Below are 17,089 nucleotides of genomic sequence, written 5' to 3'. Positions count from 1 at the left end.
AGAGTATAAGTAAGTAGATAAATTGAGTTTGAGTGAGAATGAGCAATTGCTTGTAACGTGTTCGTGTATGGTTAGTTGCGTTGGCTGGAACTAAGTTAGCAAAAGAAAACGAACCAGAGGAAAATCCGTAGGATTTTCCGAGTACACAAACCAGCAATTAATTATACACGTTGTTGTGAAACGTTTTCTTTGTCAGATGCCAGATAAAAAAACCGTTCATAATTAAATTTAATAAAATTACAAGAGCAAAATTCCAATATTTTATGAGCGCTAAGCTCAATAGAATTGTGGGAAATAAAAGACCCGCTACTTTTTCCCAATTTTTATTAAAATCTGGTATTGCAAAGTAAATAGAATAAACAAAAATACAAATCAATCCCCAAATCCCAATTATGAAGTATCCCATTTGGGCTTCTCCTTTCCGATTTCCTATTACATAAATCATTGATAAAACAGGTAGAACTACATTTATTAAGATTGCAATTGCATAATAATTTCTAACGTATTTTTTTTGGATCTTTTTCAATATTTCATTTTATTAATTGCTTAACTATATTTTAAAATATTAGTTAGCGACGTTGTTGTAAAACATCTTTTAGGTTTTTATATTGACAGTGAACAAAATACTTTTTGTTTGATTTGGTTTTAATAATAGAGATTTGAGATAAGTTTATCCACTTCAAAGTTTCAATTTTAGATATCTCATTCCAATTGATTTCTTTTTGCTTAAATACATTTCTAATTATTATTTTGTCTCTATAATCTTTTATCCAATATGTAAAAATCAAGTTTGATAAAAATAATATTAGAACGAGAATTCCTATTATCAAAAAAGGTAAAGAATTAATTGTGTTTCTTTCGTTCAAGTTTCCAAAAATTCTTATTAACCCGTTTCTTGAATACATGGTTATCAACCCAATACCAAAAATAATGGACCAAAGTCCTATAAAAAAGTATGGAAAAACTCCGTTTTTAATTCTCATTTATATTCTATTTTAGAGTTGTTGTTAAACGTTATTTATTTTCAGTTTCTATTTTGATATGATTCAATACTCGTTTATGTATTCTGTGAATTATAAAATCAGACCAAGTTTTCCAGTAAATTTCTGGTGTAATATCTACTTTATACCAAGTTGTTCCTTCTAATTCAGTTTGATTTTCTCCAAGTTTGATTAATTTAAATTGACCTTTATAAGACTTGAAATAACCATCTAAATGTGGAGGATGAATTTCCCAAAATGGATTGAATTCATTCATAGGAATTGGTTGTTCTTTTACGTCAAATTGTAATAAATTTGGTTCGTTCCAAGTTGTGATTGGTTCTACAAAACTACCAGTTGTAAAATTACAATATCTTATTGCTCCAACTCCAGTTCCTTTAATAGTTGCGTCTGTTGGATATGATATTCCCGTTTTAAAAATCCAGTCAGCTGGTTCGTCTATTTTGTCAAAAGTCACAACGTTTTTCCAAACATTCTCTATATTAGAGTTAACAATAATTTTCGTTCTAACAGGAATTAAGTTTTCAGGTTCATTTATATAGTCGAAACTCATTGAACTTGCGCAAATAATAAGAAGTCCAATTGTTGTATTTGTCGGATTTATCCACTTTCCTGAGTTTGCTTTAAATCCTAAATAAGAACCAAGCCAAACTAATAAAGCGATTAAAGGTAAAGACATTGCAATACAAATCATTCCTTCAATTGCAAAAATCAAAAGTCCAATTAAAACAATTCCGAGTGTTAGAAAACTTAATTTATAACTTTCTTTTTTACTTATTTTCGATAATTTTCCATTAATAAAAGGTGGAAGAAATCCAGTTATTAATGGAATTACAAGAAATACAGTCCAACCATATTCTTTAAAAATTCCAATTTCTATATATCCTAAAATCACAGATATGATTAGTGTGATTAAAATTGAAAATATTTTCGGATTTTTTTTCATTTCTAGAATTTCGTTCTAATGTTTTACAACGTGTTTGTGTATGATTTCGTTGCGTGTTTAAGCAACTAATTTAGCAAATAAATCACAGATAGAAAGTCCGCGAGGACTTTCCGAAAGGAAAGTCGGAAGCAATGAACTATACACGTTGTTGTGCCTAGTTATTTCATAAGCTCATTTAATTGAGTTCTAAACTCTTTTCCGTACCACCCAACCCATTTCTTGACTAAAACCCCATTTTTATCAAATAAGTAATATGTTGGTGTTCCTGTTATATGATACTTCGAATAAGCATCACTATACCTTCCCTTGTCAATCCATAAACTAACCCAATCTATATTTTCCTTTTCAATATGTTCAATCCAGTCTTCTTTACTTTTATCTACATATAAACTTATAACATCTAATTTATTATTGTGAGCAATTTTCTTAATTTCGGGTAAGGCTCCTAAACAAATACCACAATAAGGAGAGAAAAACTCAAGAAGAACATACTTTTTATCAAAAAAATCAGCAAATGACACTCTATTTCCGTTAATGTTTTCAGCACTAAAATTGTAAAATTTATCATTTATTTTTAGCTGTTGCGTATTTATTGCTGTATTAATTACATTTACATATTCTGTGTTTTTAAAAGTAGAGTTTAGTTTACTAATTTGTTCATTTACAAACTCTTTAGAAAAATCATTCTTATAGGTTACAAGTTGTGAAAGAGCATAATCAGAATTGATGTTTTTGGAAATAAATGTCTTTCGCTTTTCGAAAATTTGAGCATCAATTTGTCTTATAGTTCCATTTTTTCCCCAATATGCTTGATGTAAGCTATCATTCCATTTCCCTTCATTCCTTAACGAAAACATTTTTTGTACTTTCTTGCTTCTCTCTTTAGACAAATGATTCAATAGATTATCTAGTTCAACTTTAAACTTATTGTGTTTAGAGCCAGTAATTTTTAAGTTATCTTTAAAGTTACTTTTATCACCAGAAATTTTTACGTTTTCATTACCAATAAAGAATGATGAATATAAGTTATCTTTGTCAGCACTTGAAGTTATTACTAAACTTAAATCAGTAGGCGCATTATCAAGAATGCCCTTTAATGTAAAATTGTTTTTAATAATAGTAGTTGAATCTAAAATTTTACCTGTAATTCTATCGGAAACAATGACTTTTGAGTTATCTTCAAAACCAGTTATTTCTGCAGAAATATTAAATTCTTCCTGCTTTTGTTTACAAGAGTTGAAAAGAATTGAAATTCCTAAAAAGATTAATAATAGTAATTTGTTTTTCATGATATTTAATTTGTTTTTCATAATGTTGTGGCAAGTTATTTATTGTAAAATTCCTACTGTAATTCCTGAAATCAGAACACTTATAAGAAATATTGTTTGAAAGACTAATTCAGTCTTTCTGCCTTTATTTTCTCTCCAATGTTTGATAATCGAATTAAATATTCTGAAACTTAAAAATAGAGCAAGTAAAACTGTTAAAGGATACAAATAAATTATGACCCCATAGTTTACAGTAAGCATAAAAATCAAAGATATTACTATAAACATACAGACTATTAGTCCAATTCCAAGATTAGATTGTCGTATTTTTAGCATTTTTGATTTTTTTAAAAAGACAAGAATTAGGTTTGTAATTAATAGTATTGTAGAAAAAAATAATGTAAGTCCAATAGCAATTTGTTTTCCAATTGTTCCAGATAATAATAAATTATACGTAAGGTTTAAGGCAAATTGGTCTCCAGCTTTGGAATTCGTAAAGAAAACGAAACCCCATTTTTTGTCTTTATCAAACGTAAAGTAAGAAGAAAATCCAGTATTATTTCCGCTGTGAGAAAACAACTCACTGAGGTTAAGAATTGATAGTTTGCTAAACCCTAAAGTATAATCTTCCTTTAAAAGTCCGTCACTAATTTCTGAATGTGATTTGTAAAGTTCATCAAATCCATTTTCGGATAATCCTTCTTTATTCATCATTGCAATCATCCATTTAGAAAAGTCAATTGCTTCTGAATGTATAGTCGTTGGTGCGACAAAAACAGAATCTCTACTTTTCCACCATTCATCTTTATCTTTATCAATCAAGTTACCATTTTTGTCATAAGGTCGAACTTTATATTCTCTTATGTAATCATCCTTTATGAATTTGGTATGTTCCATTTCAAATGGTATTGCCACTCTTTTTTGAAATTCTTTTTCCAAACCTGCCCAATTAGTGTTTAAAAGATGTTTTAGAACTTCTGCCAAATATTGGTAACCTTCTCCAGAATAATGATAATCGGTTCCAGGTTCAAATTGAATGAAAAGTTTCTTTTTAGAGTAATCATCACGCCAATTTGGGAACCCAGAACGATGCGAAAGCACCATTCTTGCCGTTATTTTTTTATAGCGCTCATCGTTTTCAATATCAGGATTTGACAGGTATTTGTAAAGAGGTTTGTCTAAATCAAGTATGCCGTCTTCAACTAAAGTCATTACAAAAAAACCAAAAACTGATTTTGAGACAGATGCTCCTTCAAATATTGATTTATTATTAGCTAATATTTTTTTATCTTTATCTGCATACCCTTTTATGCTTTGATAAACGACTTCTCCGTTATTGATAATTGCAATAGATAAAGCTGGCATATTCAGTATTTTCATTTGGTTATCAATGAAATTATCTGTTGTTTTTTGAGAAATATTTGTTCCTAAAAGAGTTCTAATATTGGTTTCTTTTTTATTGCATCCGTATACAGTTAGAAAAAGTATAGGATAAAATATAACTTTAAATAATTTCTGTTTTTGCATTGATAAATTTTTGGAGGCAATTTACCAATGCTAATCAATTAATAACTTTAAATTATTTCTATAGTTACTAATTATGGTGTTTTAGGTACGAAATCAAAAAGGCTTTATGCCTTCTTTAAAAGTTTTAGTTATCGGGATTTCAATTTGAGTTAATGAAAGTGTATTGTTGTTTTTCCAAGATAGAAAATGATTAGGGTTTATTAGATGAGAACGATGAACTCTTGTTAGTAATGGTACTTCTTTTTCAATTTTTTTAAGTGAAGCTCGAATCACTTTTTTTGTTAAAATTCCATTATTCAAATAATAAATGTCAACGTAGTTTTTTGAACTTGAAACACAAACTAAATTTGCAGGCTTAATTTTTAAATAGTCTAATTTATAAGTTCCATTTATTATAATAAAGTCTTCTGTTTTATCAACTAACTTTATTAGATGTATTCTTGCAACTATTATTATAGGTGTTAAAATAATAATAGTTGGAAGAAAAATATTGATACTAAACTCAAAGAAATTATAGATTCCGTTTGTAAAATCACTCTTATGGTATAAATAACTAGGAATTAGTGTTAATAGAAAGAAGAGAAGAAAAATTATAAATTCATATTTTAAATTCCATTTATTAGCCTTCGTGAAAATTTTATTCTGTAGCGGAATAAGTGTTAGATAACCAAACAAAGCAATTATACTATATCCTAATGCCATAGTTATCCATCTTGAATTTATTAAAGGTTCAAGCTGAAAAGGTTTGATAAGAACTGTGAAAAGAAATAACCAACTACTAATCATTAGAGAAATAAGAAAGTTAGGTTTAAAGGATGTTTTTATTCTATTCATTAATTATGTGAAAATATTTGTTATAATTAGGCACAACGTGTTCGTGTATGGTTAGTTGCGTTGGCAAGAACTAAGTTAGCAAAAGAAAACGAACCAGAGGAAAATCCGTAGGATTTTCCGAGTACACACAAAACTAGCAATTTACTATACACGTTGTTGTGTGCAGTTTTTATTCATAAGTTCCCATGTGGAAGTCTCTTATTTTTTCTAAAAAATCTTCTGTTCGTTCTATTAGCTTTAAAAAGTTTAATTCAGATTCTGTCTTAAATAAATTCTTATCTAATGTGTCTAGACTCAAATCAATTGAAAAGTATTTTTTCTCCTGATTTATCTCAGCATTAATGGAAGTCCTGTCTAACATTCCAAAAGTATTTTTTGAATTATAATACGAATCATTTAAATGGAATTCAGGATTTACAATTTCCAATAAAGTTTGCTTTATGGCAAAAGGTAATTTGCTTTCTTGATAAAAATGAATTCTAGCCTCTCTAGGATTTTCTTTTAATGATTCCAAACTCTGTTGGTTTTGGTCATAGAAAAACAGAAATAATTCATAAGTCAAATTGCTCTTTACAAAAAGATTTATTTTACACAATTTGTTATAAAGTCCAGGTGAAAAAGAATATGAAAAGATATATTCCTTTTTCAGTTTATAGTTACCTATTTTTCCATCATAAAAATCACCAATTCTATATTCCATTTTTCAAATTCAGATTTTTCTCAAATTGCATACAACGTGTTCGTGTATGGTTAGTTGCGTGTGTAAGTAACTAAATTAGTAAAAGAAAACGAACCTGAGGAAAATCCGTAGGATTTTCCGAGTAAGCGATAATCAAGCAATTGATTATACACGTTGTTGTACAACGTTTTTATATTCAATACCTTTTTTCCTTTTTTAGATCTCCGTTTTCTTTATAAAATTTCCAAATCCCACTTTTCTTTCCGTTTATGGTTTGCCCTTCTTTATACAAATAGCAAATCCCGAGTTTGTTTGAGCATTTATAGTACTTAACATCTCTTTTAAAAGTAATATGTTTTTCAGATTCAAAAAATTCAATCAGATTTTTAGCATTTGAGTCAATTTCGGTAGTCACAGATTCAATTGTTTTATTTCCATCTCTATCATATCCGTTCCAAGATAGTAGATTACCATATTTATCATATATTGATTCGTTAGCAATTTTACCATTTTTATAATATTGTATTTGCTCTCCAGTATAAAGAGAGAAAGTTTCTGAATTGTAATTATAAGTTGTTAAAGTGCTTTTCCACCAAATTTTTCCGTTTCCATAAAAAATAGTATCAGGTTTAGATTCGACCTCTTTGAGTTCTTTTACTATTTCTTTAACTCTATCTGACTGTTGAGAATTTGATAAATTGAAAATTAGAAGTAAAAATATGATTGTTAATATTCGTTTCATTCAAATGTTGTACAACGTGTTCGTGTATGGTTTCGTTGCGTCTGCACTAAGATAGCAAATAGGAGCGAACCCATTGTTCAGAAGCGACAGAAATTCCGATAGGAATTTCCGAGCAATGAACTATACGCGTTGTTATATGCTGTTGCGAAACAGAAGAGTAAACACGTATTGCCTCAAGGACGCTAGGAATAAACGAGCAAGAGTAATCACATTTAGTTGTAAGTAGCTCACGTTTTGCTATTTGAGTAAGTGCGTATTGCCAGACACTAGCTAACGTACAGAGAGTATAAGTAAGTAGATAAATTGAGTTTGAGTGAGAATGAGCAATTGCTTGTAACGTGTTTGTGTATGATTTCGTTGCGTTGGTTAGGAACTAAGTTAGCAAAAGAAAACGAACCAGAGGAAAATCCGCAGGATTTTCCGAGTACGCACAGAAGAGCTATTAATTATACACGTTGTTAGGCACTGTTATTTTCAGTTCTTAATTCAATTATTTTATCAGCATTTACTTTCCACTTGTCATTTTTTAAAAGCAGTTCAATAGAAAATGGCCAACCAGATGCAATTATTTCAACCGATTTTCCATCTTCAGATTCCTTAATTCTTTTTATAGGTTGATTATTCGATAATTCATTTAATTTCTCTGCAACAGAATCTGGATACTTTCCATTCCATAATAAATCAGCATTGTCGTTTTCCAAAATTAAGGATTGAATAATTTTTTTATTGCCAAATAATAAAGCATTATCGAATTCACGAAATACTTTTTCAGGTTCACCTTCTTTTAGATCAGCATTATTGATAGCAAATTGTATTAATTCTTCTTCGTTCAATCGGTTTGACAATTCTATAAATTCAAGAATTGTATTTTTCATATTCGTAATTCCTTCATCATCATTTTCAGAGCAAATTTTAATGACGTAAGTCCAATCATAATTTGTTGGGAAAGAGTTTTTCAGACAAACAAATCTATTGAATACAGTTCCTCTGCTAATTGGTGTTTTTTTAGCATAAGAATATCCAGTTATAAACGCAGATGTTTCATTAAAAGAACCTTGCAAACTATACATACTTGGTCTATTGCATATATATTCTATAAATTCAATAAATGTTGGTACTTTTTTCACGGTTATTTAATTGTGCCTAACGTGTTTGTGTATGGTTAGTGCGATCAAACACACGGCTGATTTTCCGCAGGAAAATCAGTTGAATAAAGATGCGAAAACTTTGGCAATAAACAAAGCAAGCATTAATTATACACGTTGTTAGCTACAGTTTTTTATTCAGTTTAGGTTTCGGTTTAATATCCCTTAAAAGTTCTTTCTTTTCAAAAACGAACCGTTTGGCTCGTCTATCAGATATAAATCCGTAATCTTTCCACATTATTTCAGCTCCATCCTCTATATTTTCTTCATAGATTGGTAATAGCTCTCCAATTCCAACGAATATCCATTCCATTTCAACTTTGTCAGAATTCGTAAATATATATTCACCTTCTTTTCCAAGTTTCACAGCTTTATCAAATGCCTTTTCCGGTGAACTGGCTTTAATCAGATGATGATTTCCCCATGTAGTAACTTTACGTAAATCTTGTTTTTCATTTCGTTCTACAGGCTCGCATTTTTCTACAATCTCAACGATATACCAATTTCCGTTTTCGTTCGATATTCTTTCTTGGGATTTCATTTTTATTTTAAGTTCTTTTGATTTATTGAATCACATTTCTTTGAAATCCACGTTTCCCATTTAGTAATATCACTTTGAGAAATATTCATTATATTGAGAAAATTATGTCCTCTATCTTTATTTAAAATGCCAGAGATTGATTCTAAAACTTTGATATTTCGTTGTATTTCGATACTCAATCGTGATTCATTAACATTTGGGTCAACAGATTCTTTAATGTAATTCAGACTTTCTTTAAATTCAGGATAACATTCGTCTTTTTGTTTACAAGACAAAATGCTTAATATTATTAGTATGACAAAAGTTTTTCTCAAATTGTTGCTAACGTGTTCGTGTATGGTTAGTTGCGTTGGCTAGGTCTAAATTAGTAAAAGAAAACGAACCAGAGGAAAATCCGTAGGATTTTCCGAGTACACACACAACCAGCAATGAACTATACACGTTGTTATGTACTGTTGCAACACAATAGAGTAAGAACGTGTTACCACAACCAATCTAAGGTAAAGTGAGCAAGAGTAAGCACATAAAGTAGTAAACGAGCTAACGCAAGGAATTTTGAGTAATCAGTTTTCGCCGAAATAAGCTAACGTAAAGAGAGTATGAGTAAGTTACAAGAGTGAGAAGTTGCAATTGTACCTAACGTGTTTGTGTATGGTTAGTTGCGTTGGCTAGCAACTAAATTAGTAAAAGAAAACGAACCAGAGGAAAATCCGTAGGATTTTCCGAGTACACACACAACCAGCAATGAACTATACACGTTGTTATGTACTGTTGCAACACAATAGAGTAAGAACGTGTTACCACAACCAATCTAAGGTAAAGTGAGCAAGAGTAAGCACATAAAGCAGTAAACGAGCTAACGCAAGGAATTTTGAGTAATCAGTTTTCGCCGAAATAAGCAAACGTAAAGAGAGTATGAGTAAGTTACAAGAGCGAGAAGTTGCAATTGTACCTAACGTGTTTGTGTATGGTTAGTTGCGTTGGCAAGAACTAAGTTAGCAAAAGAAAACGAACCAGAGGAAAATCCGTAGGATTTTCCGAGTACACACAGAACGAGTAATTAACTATACACGTTGTTGTAAGCTGGCTTTTACATTAAGTTACCTACAAACTCGACTAATTCAGGTATATTCTCATATAATCCTTTTGCTGTCATTGATGCTGTGACTCTACCTAACCAACTCGCAACTTTTCCTTTTCTGCCTTCTGAACCTTTTGGATTTTCTTTGTCTATTGTTTGTAGTTCTTCTAAAGCTACGTCATCAACACCCAATTCTTTTAGTTTTTCGACCTCTTGAGCGTTTATAGTCAAATTTATATCTCCTTGGGTTATATTTTCTCCAGCGGCTACATTTAATGGATTATTATTTCCATAAATATTATTAGTTATAATGTTTTGAGCTTTTTTATCGTTTTCTTCGTTCATAACGTATTTGTTATCTAAATCAGGAAATTGTTCTTCTAAATCTTGTAAAGTGTCAATTAACTTCTGCTTTGTTAATTCCACTATGTTAGTTAATTGAGCTTTACCAATTGTTCTTTGTCCACTTCTTATCACTCCTTGATATTGTTGCATTTGGTCTTTGTAGAGTTCACTAACAGTTTGAACCATACCTCCATTCAAATGAATATAGGCTTTTGCTTCTGTCATTTGTCCAATATTTTGTTCAACAATTGCAATTGGTTCAACAACTCTATGGTGATTTAATAACTCTCCTAAATCTCTTTGCTCATCTGATAAGACAACAGGAAAAGATTGGGTTCTACCAAAAGGAAATTCCGCTGTCAGATGAATTTCAGCCCATATTTTTCTGTATTCAGGCATTAATGGGTCTTCATAGTCATATCCATTTAATTCTTTGTTTAACCAACTTTTAAACGTATCGTTCTTTATCTGACGTGCAATTAATTTAGCTCTTGTTAGACCTTGTGATACTGTTATTTTATCGTATGCTATATCCGTAATTAATTCGTTTATCATAGTTTTTTTTAGCTTGCTTACAACGTGTTATATGAGGATAAATATACACGTTTTTGGGTGTTATTTTCCCATAATCGGGAAGTTTTGTTCCTGTTTGCAGGTTGTGATCGTGCGAATTAAATCATAGTTTTTTAAAACAAATGATGTACTATAGCTATTGCTATTTTGCCTTTTCTTGAAGCTGTGTTTTGTTTGATAGAATTAAAATACCACCAACAATAAATCCACTTATTAAGCCACCAAAATGTGCCGCATTATCGATACCACCAAAAAAGCCAAACACTAAACTTATACCTGCATAAAGCCCTAATAAGATCCAATTGAAACTAAGGATATACTTCGGATAAATTTTAAATAGCGTAAACGCCAGGATAAGACCATACAGCCCGAAAATTGCTCCAGACGCTCCAACACTAATCGTATGTTCGTGCCAATAGATACTGGCAAGACTTGCTAGTAATCCGCAAATCATATAAATGACCATCAATTTTACAGCGCCTAGCACTTTTTCTAACAAATGACTGGCAAGACCAAGGCCAAGCAAGTTCATAAATAAATGCATGATTCCGCCATGGATAAACATTGATGTGAATAACCTCCAATAGTCTCCATTTAAAACTTCAAATCGCCTATGTCCTCCAATCTCAAGAAGCTCCTTTGGTGTTGGAGACATTATATTAAGTCCGTAACCTACCATAATTAAAAAGACCACAATATTAATGAGTAAAAGAATAGCAGTAGTTTTATATTCTCCTAAAGGGTTTAAAAAGTTTAGAATGTCTTTTACATCGTCTTCTTGCAGTGGTTTCTTTTTCTTAAAATTGCTTAATTCCTTGTCGTCAATTTTTGGAAATAGAACTAGAATCAATACAATGAAAGCGCCAATGCCAAAAGAACCAAAAATCCAAAGGAATGCATGCTGTCCAAGCCTGTCTTCAAAGCGGTCTTTTTTGGGCACAAGGACAATGTGTTCGCTTTTTTCAAAATCGGGATTTTTCTGCTCAATAGCCTCCAAATAACCATCTCTATCATCTGAATATCCTAGCTTTTCAAAGTATGTAACCTCCTGAAAATTATAAGTATTAAATGCGTCCTCAGATAGCGTTAAGAAGTTTCTGTATTCCGAATCTTTTTTCTGGTCACTTATTCTATTGTTTACTTTTTTATTGTACTCAACGCCATACCAAACCGTCGTCGTACTTTCAAACGGGCAGGCGAGGTACAGGTAAAAGTTTAAGTCTTCGTTATTTCGACCAGAACTGCGTGATGTTATATATGGAAGGCTAGAATTAAAATCAACTTTGAAGGTTTCTATTTTGAAGTATTTTTCTTTTTTTAATGCTTTTACTTCTGAAACGGAGCCGACTTCGATTAAGTCGAACGTGTTTTTTTCAAGATAGTTTTGACTCATTACCATTGGAACAACCATAGCCATTACCATGACAAGTTGATATATAAAATGACCGCTACCATTTTTACCTTGAATATTTAAAACTCGTAGTCGTCTTCGAAGCCAAATAAGAACAGAAACCCAAGGAAGTGTAATAGGAATCCAAAGATTTAGTACATCGTCTTTTAGTGGTAAAACACCAAGTTTAAGGTCTAGAGTCCAGCGAAAAATGTTATAAAAAAGTACAGTGCCTATAGCGGCCAATAGAAAAGGGATAAAGACTACTGTAAGTTTTGTTTTGATGGTATCCAATACGTTAAGGGCTTGGTTATTTAGGTTTTAATATTGAATGTCTCTAATTGTCTTCTATCGTTTTTTTTAGATTAGAAAGGTTGGTTTCTTCCTGTGTTTTCATAGAACTGCCCATTAAGGCGACCATAGATTTTGAAATTATTCCGTTTCCTCTACATGTTGTATTCGACTTAATTTTTGTTTTGCCATCTACAGAGGTCATTGTAAGATTATAATCCATATCCATAAAATCTGAAGTAAATAACATCGATATAGATTCGTTAGGAACAATTTCTGTAATGGTTTCTCTAATCGTCATTTCTTGTCCGTCACTAATAAAATAAATATCAGATACGGCTCCAACTGTTCCAGGAGTACCGCTTATGTGTTCTGTTTTTTGAAATCCCATTAACCACTTTGCCATGTTCTTATCATCTTGGCTAACAGCCCAAGATTCGGCTAATGGTTTATCTGCTATGACTTCACATTCATAGGTTACTTCTGATTTGACTAGACCTAAAAGAAAAAATCCGATGACTAGAATGGCTAAAATTCCGAGGATGTACTTTAAATACTTCATGGTTTTGATATATTAAGTTAATTGATATCTATTTATGTCGTGTCTCAGTTTTAAAATAGAACACGATCTATGTCACTAGTTGTTCTTCAGCAGCAATCTCATCATAATATCGGTTTGCTCGTCATTACCTAATTTGAAAATATGTTTGTCAAATTTTACAAATCCATTTTTCTCATAAAACCGAATAGCCCTTGGGTTGTCTTCCCAAACGCCTAACCAAATATAATCAACTTTTTGTTGCTTTGCGAGTTCTATGGCTTTTTGGTAGAGTAGTTGCCCTACCTTTTTGCCATGAAATTCTTTTAAAACATAAATCCGCTCGATTTCAAGTGCATTCTCACCACTAATTTCTGTTTGCGACTTACCAAAATTAATTTTTAAATAACCTATGTTTTGCTGTTCGAGTTCAGCAAAATAAAATTCAGAATTTTTATCGTTGAGCTCAGTTTCAAGTACCTCTTTTGAGAACTTATGCTTCAAATAATCGTTCATATTGGCTTCACTGTTACCAGAGGAAAAGGTCTCGGCAAAAGTCTGTTTTCCAATATTTTGTAATTGGTCAATATCACTTAGAGTAATTTTTCTAATGTTGATGTCATTCACTTTTATGAAGGTTTTGTTTTAACCTATCTAGCCAATCTACAGCCATAGGCTTTATTTCTGTTTACACCATGCCATCCTCCATAAGGTCTATAGGCGATTGGGCTAAAAGGATTAAATTCATGATATGCTCTATTATATCCATAAAAACCGCCACCACGGAAACCAACGCCACCAGCATCAGCATCTCCTGTAGGCCAATCGGTATTTGTTGCAAGCCCGTTACTTCCTAGTTTTCCGTCGCCATACGACCCTGTATACAGTCTTCCAACAGGATGTCCTATACTTACAACTCTTTCCCACATACTTCCTGATAAATCCATTACCCAATAATGAGACGCACCAAAATAGGCGAGATTATCATCAGATAGCATATCTTCTTCCCAACCGTTGTTCATTTGTAAAACACCGTTGGCATCGGGCATTCTTTGCATTAAATATTTGTTATTTGTCCCCCAAGGAAACTCACCTGCTATTGGTTTTCTATTTCCTCTGGAGGCTTTAGTAAATTCGAATTCTGTCATTGGACGTAGACCAGACCAATCGGCAAGTGTCATGGCATCTTCCCAACCCAAAAACTTACAAGGCTTATTTTCATAAGGTGTTTGAAATTTCTGTTCAATGAATGTTATGGATCCTCCATCGCGTTCATAATTTTCTTCTTTTGTAATATTTCTTAGGTCTTGCCAATCATTAGGGAGTGTATTTAAAAATGTAGCATATAGTCCTTCCGTGATTTCATATTTCATAAGATAAAAGGCGTCAACCCCTTTAGGGAACCCTGCGGGTACAACACCTGTTTGGTCACCCTCATAACCTTCTTTTTTTTGATAAAAAAGATCGGCATCCATTCCTATTTTTAACTCGGATGTTTCCGATTTTAAACGACATAATGAAACCGTGTTTTTATGGCTTGTAGGTTGGTATAAACTACCATAATTTTGGGCAGATGGATCAGGATCGCCTAGCACAAAGTCCTGTTTCGGAATGTTAACCATTTCAATTCCAAATACTCGGAAAGCAGCATTACGATTATTTATAGATTCGAAGTTTTGATGATTTAAAGTAATTTTTATTGTGACATTAATATTGCCTCTAAATGCCGACTTAGGAAAAACAAAAAGACCAACCGAATCTGGAGCTGTCTCAAAACCTAAATCTACAGGAACATCTGAGAAGTCGGCAACTTTTGAATGTCCATCTCCTAATACATTTATATGATACGCCTGACCATTTGCAGGTATCGATTTGAAAAATAACCAAACCGCATCATGATTTTTGTTAGTATGCCAAGAATTGTCCCAACTGAGGTTAAAAACAGCAGTTGCTTTTCCGTTTTCAAGATAAAGAACAGGAGTTGAAAGTTTAAGATTATCTGAATACCCAACTAAAGCACTACATAGTAAAACCAAAAAAAGAAAATATGTTTTCATAATATTAAGTATTATAAAGATTGCTTGTTGTCGTTTTTTAATCGGTTTCTATGCTAAGTTTTACATGTTCATCGAAACCAAAAACATCAATCATAACTCTAGAGGTTAGCTCTATAGCTAAATCGATGTCATTATTTATGCGTTTGCTAAACGTACTTAAGGAACCATTCTCAGCCGTTTCTGTTTCGTCTGTATATGTAGGCGACGTTTCATGAATGATGTCATACGTTTTTAATATGTTCTTTGCGTTTTCTAGTTGCGTTTTACTGAGTTGATCTGATGGTAAATCGAATAATAACTCTTCGTTTTTATTTCCTGCAAACTGAACAAATTTCCCAGAATTTGGCTCTTCAAAAATCACAAAAGTATAAGGGCCTTTTTTTTCCATCATCTTTACCAATTCTGCTCTTATTCTATCATCTTTAAGTTTGGCTGTCCCTTGATATTCCCTATGTTTTTTAGATTGCGAGCATGAAAAAAGGCCTATAGAGAATAGGGTTAGAATAATTATGTTTTTCATTTTAATGGTATACAATATGTTAAAGTTTCGTATTGAGATTTAATCTCGAAACAAGTTAACAAAAGAAAATGAGCTAAAGGGCAATCGATTAGATTTTGTATTATCGAAGTTTGCTTATTTCATGCTCAAGTGCATGCCAAATAAGAAGTTGAAAAGTGTTGTTATAGTTCTAGTCTATCCTAATAAATTCTTTAACCATAGGCGTATCATCAACGCCTTTAATCTCAGAACTCATAACGTACGAGGAGTCTGTAGTTTTTATAATCTTCGAAACTAAAATAAAATCGGAAATAGGATAATTATTGGTGTTCTCTAAAATGTCTTTTAGACTAAGTTCTAACGTACAATCACTAGTCCATACTGCATTTAATTCTACTTTGATGCCTAACTTTGGAAGGTATTCTATTTGTGTTGAATCGTTTCGGGTAATGTAATTCGTGCCAGTTTGGTCATCTTCCATTTTAAATTTCCCTGTTTTAAAATCTTTACATTCAGTTGGTACTGAAGCTCCAAAAAGACATTTTAGAGAAAAACAATCAGTATGTGTATCTTCATTTTAATTGTGTTTATGTTGGGTTGGTATGTTATTTAAAACGGTAAAGGAGTAAGGTAGTAAAAAGACACGAATCTCTTAAGTGAATTTAGAAGATTTTCCAGCTAAGGTTAATCAAAAACAAGCATGTGACCGTATTATTGTTGGCGTCTATTTCTATTTAGGTGTTTAGTAATGGCCTCATTTAATTCCTGATAATTTGTTTGTATTAACCAATGTCCAGCATCTAATTCGATAAACTCGTAATCACTTCTCATATATTGATGGCTTTCATCGACAGAAAAGGAGCCTATCGCAAGGTCTTTATTTCCCCAAATAAATAAGGTTGGAACCTCAATATCTCCAAGTATTTGCTTTTTTGCTGCTGTCTTTAATAATTTATAATTACCACGATAATAATTTAACGCAGCGGTAAGTTGTTTTGGATTCCGGAATACGCTCAAATAATCGTCTATTTCGTCTGATTTGCTATGTTTCCAGAGTTTTTTAAATACTTTAAAGTCATGTTTTCTAATTTGTATTTCAGGAAGAAATGGCAACTGGAAGTTCTTTATATATTGGCTCATTTTAATTTGTTCTGGATCTACAACAATTGCCTTACCGAATGCTTGAAGGTGAGGTACAGAGATTCCTGTCCAACTTAAAATGTTGTCTTGATAGTCATGTACCAGTTTCCAGCCAATAGCCGCTCCCCAATCATGGCCAACAAGATGAAACTTCGATGTGTTTAGATATCTAGAAATGTTCAAAACGTCTTTAGATAATTGGTCTAAACTGTAGTGCTTTTTTCCTTTAGGGCATGCATTTTTACTATATCCTCTTAAATTGGGTGCAACACAATAAAATCCTTTTTCAGAAAATCTCGACATGAGTTGCTTCCACATGTATGACGTTTCAGGAAAGCCATGTAATAATATCACGAGTTCATTGTCTTTATTACCATCGGTTCGACAATCGAATATTAAATCATTAATCTTAATTTGAATGGTTTCTTGCATGACTAAGTATTAGGGTTTGTGTCTTTGTGAATTGCCTAGAACTAAGTTAGTAAAAAGAAA

18 protein-coding genes are annotated in these 17,089 nt (G+C 31.8%); all 18 read right to left on the bottom strand.

Annotated features, from left to right (window positions below; genetic code table 11):
* Positions 1–569 precede the first annotated feature (569 nt).
* The 18 genes from Q0787_RS09315 to Q0787_RS09230 all read right to left on the bottom strand — a co-directional run bounded on the left by Q0787_RS09315 (position 570) and on the right by Q0787_RS09230 (position 17,029).
* Positions 570–983, bottom strand: a complete 414-nt coding sequence (locus tag Q0787_RS09315; RefSeq protein ID WP_298902225.1) for a hypothetical protein — start codon at positions 981–983, stop codon at positions 570–572.
* A 31-nt stretch (positions 984–1,014) separates the two neighbouring features.
* Positions 1,015–1,947, bottom strand: a complete 933-nt coding sequence (locus Q0787_RS09310) for a hypothetical protein (RefSeq protein WP_298902224.1) — start codon at positions 1,945–1,947, stop codon at positions 1,015–1,017.
* 158 nt (positions 1,948–2,105) lie between these two features.
* Entirely contained in the window at positions 2,106–3,236 is a 1,131-nt protein-coding gene (locus Q0787_RS09305; protein ID WP_298902223.1) for a TlpA disulfide reductase family protein, read from the bottom strand.
* 39 nt (positions 3,237–3,275) lie between these two features.
* Positions 3,276–4,742 (bottom strand): serine hydrolase, encoded by a 1,467-nt coding sequence (locus Q0787_RS09300; protein WP_298902222.1) that lies wholly within the window; start codon positions 4,740–4,742, stop codon positions 3,276–3,278.
* 93 nt (positions 4,743–4,835) lie between these two features.
* A complete protein-coding gene (locus tag Q0787_RS09295; protein ID WP_298902221.1) occupies positions 4,836–5,576 on the bottom strand; it encodes a LytTR family DNA-binding domain-containing protein in 741 nt (246 codons plus the stop codon).
* Positions 5,577–5,745: 169 nt separating this feature from the next.
* Positions 5,746–6,276, bottom strand: coding sequence for a hypothetical protein (locus Q0787_RS09290; RefSeq protein ID WP_298902220.1), 531 nt, complete (start codon positions 6,274–6,276; stop codon positions 5,746–5,748).
* Positions 6,277–6,451: 175 nt separating this feature from the next.
* Complete coding sequence (locus tag Q0787_RS09285; RefSeq protein WP_298902219.1) at positions 6,452–6,997, bottom strand: hypothetical protein; 546 nt, start codon at positions 6,995–6,997, stop codon at positions 6,452–6,454.
* Between the two features lie 458 nt (positions 6,998–7,455).
* Entirely contained in the window at positions 7,456–8,124 is a 669-nt protein-coding gene (locus Q0787_RS09280) for a hypothetical protein (protein ID WP_298902217.1), read from the bottom strand.
* Between the two features lie 142 nt (positions 8,125–8,266).
* Positions 8,267–8,683, bottom strand: coding sequence for a DUF4288 domain-containing protein (locus Q0787_RS09275; RefSeq protein WP_298902216.1), 417 nt, complete (start codon positions 8,681–8,683; stop codon positions 8,267–8,269).
* Between the two features lie 2 nt (positions 8,684–8,685).
* Positions 8,686–8,958: a hypothetical protein gene (locus tag Q0787_RS09270; protein ID WP_298902215.1), complete on the bottom strand. Its 273-nt coding sequence runs from the start codon at positions 8,956–8,958 to the stop codon at positions 8,686–8,688.
* 815 nt (positions 8,959–9,773) lie between these two features.
* Positions 9,774–10,664, bottom strand: coding sequence for a hypothetical protein (locus Q0787_RS09265; protein ID WP_298902213.1), 891 nt, complete (start codon positions 10,662–10,664; stop codon positions 9,774–9,776).
* Between the two features lie 160 nt (positions 10,665–10,824).
* The gene (locus Q0787_RS09260) at positions 10,825–12,366 is read right to left on the bottom strand and encodes a rhomboid family intramembrane serine protease (RefSeq protein WP_298902212.1); all 1,542 of its coding nucleotides are present in this window, start codon (positions 12,364–12,366) and stop codon (positions 10,825–10,827) included.
* A 43-nt stretch (positions 12,367–12,409) separates the two neighbouring features.
* Positions 12,410–12,925, bottom strand: a complete 516-nt coding sequence (locus Q0787_RS09255) for an SRPBCC family protein (RefSeq protein ID WP_298902211.1) — start codon at positions 12,923–12,925, stop codon at positions 12,410–12,412.
* A 75-nt stretch (positions 12,926–13,000) separates the two neighbouring features.
* Entirely contained in the window at positions 13,001–13,528 is a 528-nt protein-coding gene (locus tag Q0787_RS09250; RefSeq protein WP_298902210.1) for a GNAT family N-acetyltransferase, read from the bottom strand.
* A gap of 23 nt (positions 13,529–13,551) precedes the next feature.
* On the bottom strand, positions 13,552–14,958 hold the full coding sequence (locus tag Q0787_RS09245) for an SUMF1/EgtB/PvdO family nonheme iron enzyme (RefSeq protein WP_298902209.1): 1,407 nt from the start codon (positions 14,956–14,958) through the stop codon (positions 13,552–13,554).
* Positions 14,959–14,995: 37 nt separating this feature from the next.
* Positions 14,996–15,478 carry a hypothetical protein gene (locus Q0787_RS09240; RefSeq protein WP_298902208.1) on the bottom strand — a complete coding sequence of 161 codons (483 nt, stop codon included), beginning with the start codon at positions 15,476–15,478 and terminating at the stop codon, positions 14,996–14,998.
* A 169-nt stretch (positions 15,479–15,647) separates the two neighbouring features.
* A complete protein-coding gene (locus Q0787_RS09235; RefSeq protein WP_298902207.1) occupies positions 15,648–15,938 on the bottom strand; it encodes a hypothetical protein in 291 nt (96 codons plus the stop codon).
* A 230-nt stretch (positions 15,939–16,168) separates the two neighbouring features.
* Complete coding sequence (locus Q0787_RS09230) at positions 16,169–17,029, bottom strand: alpha/beta hydrolase (RefSeq protein ID WP_298902206.1); 861 nt, start codon at positions 17,027–17,029, stop codon at positions 16,169–16,171.
* Positions 17,030–17,089: the final 60 nt, after the last annotated feature.

The sequence above is a fragment of the uncultured Psychroserpens sp. genome, assembly GCF_947492715.1.
GTDB lineage: Bacteria > Bacteroidota > Bacteroidia > Flavobacteriales > Flavobacteriaceae > Psychroserpens.
The sequence above is the reverse complement of the archived record's forward strand: the minus strand, read 5'-3'. Positions and strand labels throughout refer to the sequence as shown.

Coding starts and splice junctions, on each gene's coding strand:
- Q0787_RS09265 (WP_298902213.1), bottom strand. CDS start 10,664: ATGATAAACGAATTAATTACGGATATAGCATACGATAAAATAACAGTA.
- Q0787_RS09240 (WP_298902208.1), bottom strand. CDS start 15,478: ATGAAAAACATAATTATTCTAACCCTATTCTCTATAGGCCTTTTTTCA.
- Q0787_RS09255 (WP_298902211.1), bottom strand. CDS start 12,925: ATGAAGTATTTAAAGTACATCCTCGGAATTTTAGCCATTCTAGTCATC.
- Q0787_RS09245 (WP_298902209.1), bottom strand. CDS start 14,958: ATGAAAACATATTTTCTTTTTTTGGTTTTACTATGTAGTGCTTTAGTT.
- Q0787_RS09315 (WP_298902225.1), bottom strand. CDS start 983: ATGAGAATTAAAAACGGAGTTTTTCCATACTTTTTTATAGGACTTTGG.
- Q0787_RS09310 (WP_298902224.1), bottom strand. CDS start 1,947: ATGAAAAAAAATCCGAAAATATTTTCAATTTTAATCACACTAATCATA.
- Q0787_RS09290 (WP_298902220.1), bottom strand. CDS start 6,276: ATGGAATATAGAATTGGTGATTTTTATGATGGAAAAATAGGTAACTAT.
- Q0787_RS09230 (WP_298902206.1), bottom strand. CDS start 17,029: ATGCAAGAAACCATTCAAATTAAGATTAATGATTTAATATTCGATTGT.
- Q0787_RS09235 (WP_298902207.1), bottom strand. CDS start 15,938: ATGGAAGATGACCAAACTGGCACGAATTACATTACCCGAAACGATTCA.
- Q0787_RS09305 (WP_298902223.1), bottom strand. CDS start 3,236: ATGAAAAACAAATTACTATTATTAATCTTTTTAGGAATTTCAATTCTT.
- Q0787_RS09285 (WP_298902219.1), bottom strand. CDS start 6,997: ATGAAACGAATATTAACAATCATATTTTTACTTCTAATTTTCAATTTA.
- Q0787_RS09300 (WP_298902222.1), bottom strand. CDS start 4,742: ATGCAAAAACAGAAATTATTTAAAGTTATATTTTATCCTATACTTTTT.
- Q0787_RS09275 (WP_298902216.1), bottom strand. CDS start 8,683: ATGAAATCCCAAGAAAGAATATCGAACGAAAACGGAAATTGGTATATC.
- Q0787_RS09295 (WP_298902221.1), bottom strand. CDS start 5,576: ATGAATAGAATAAAAACATCCTTTAAACCTAACTTTCTTATTTCTCTA.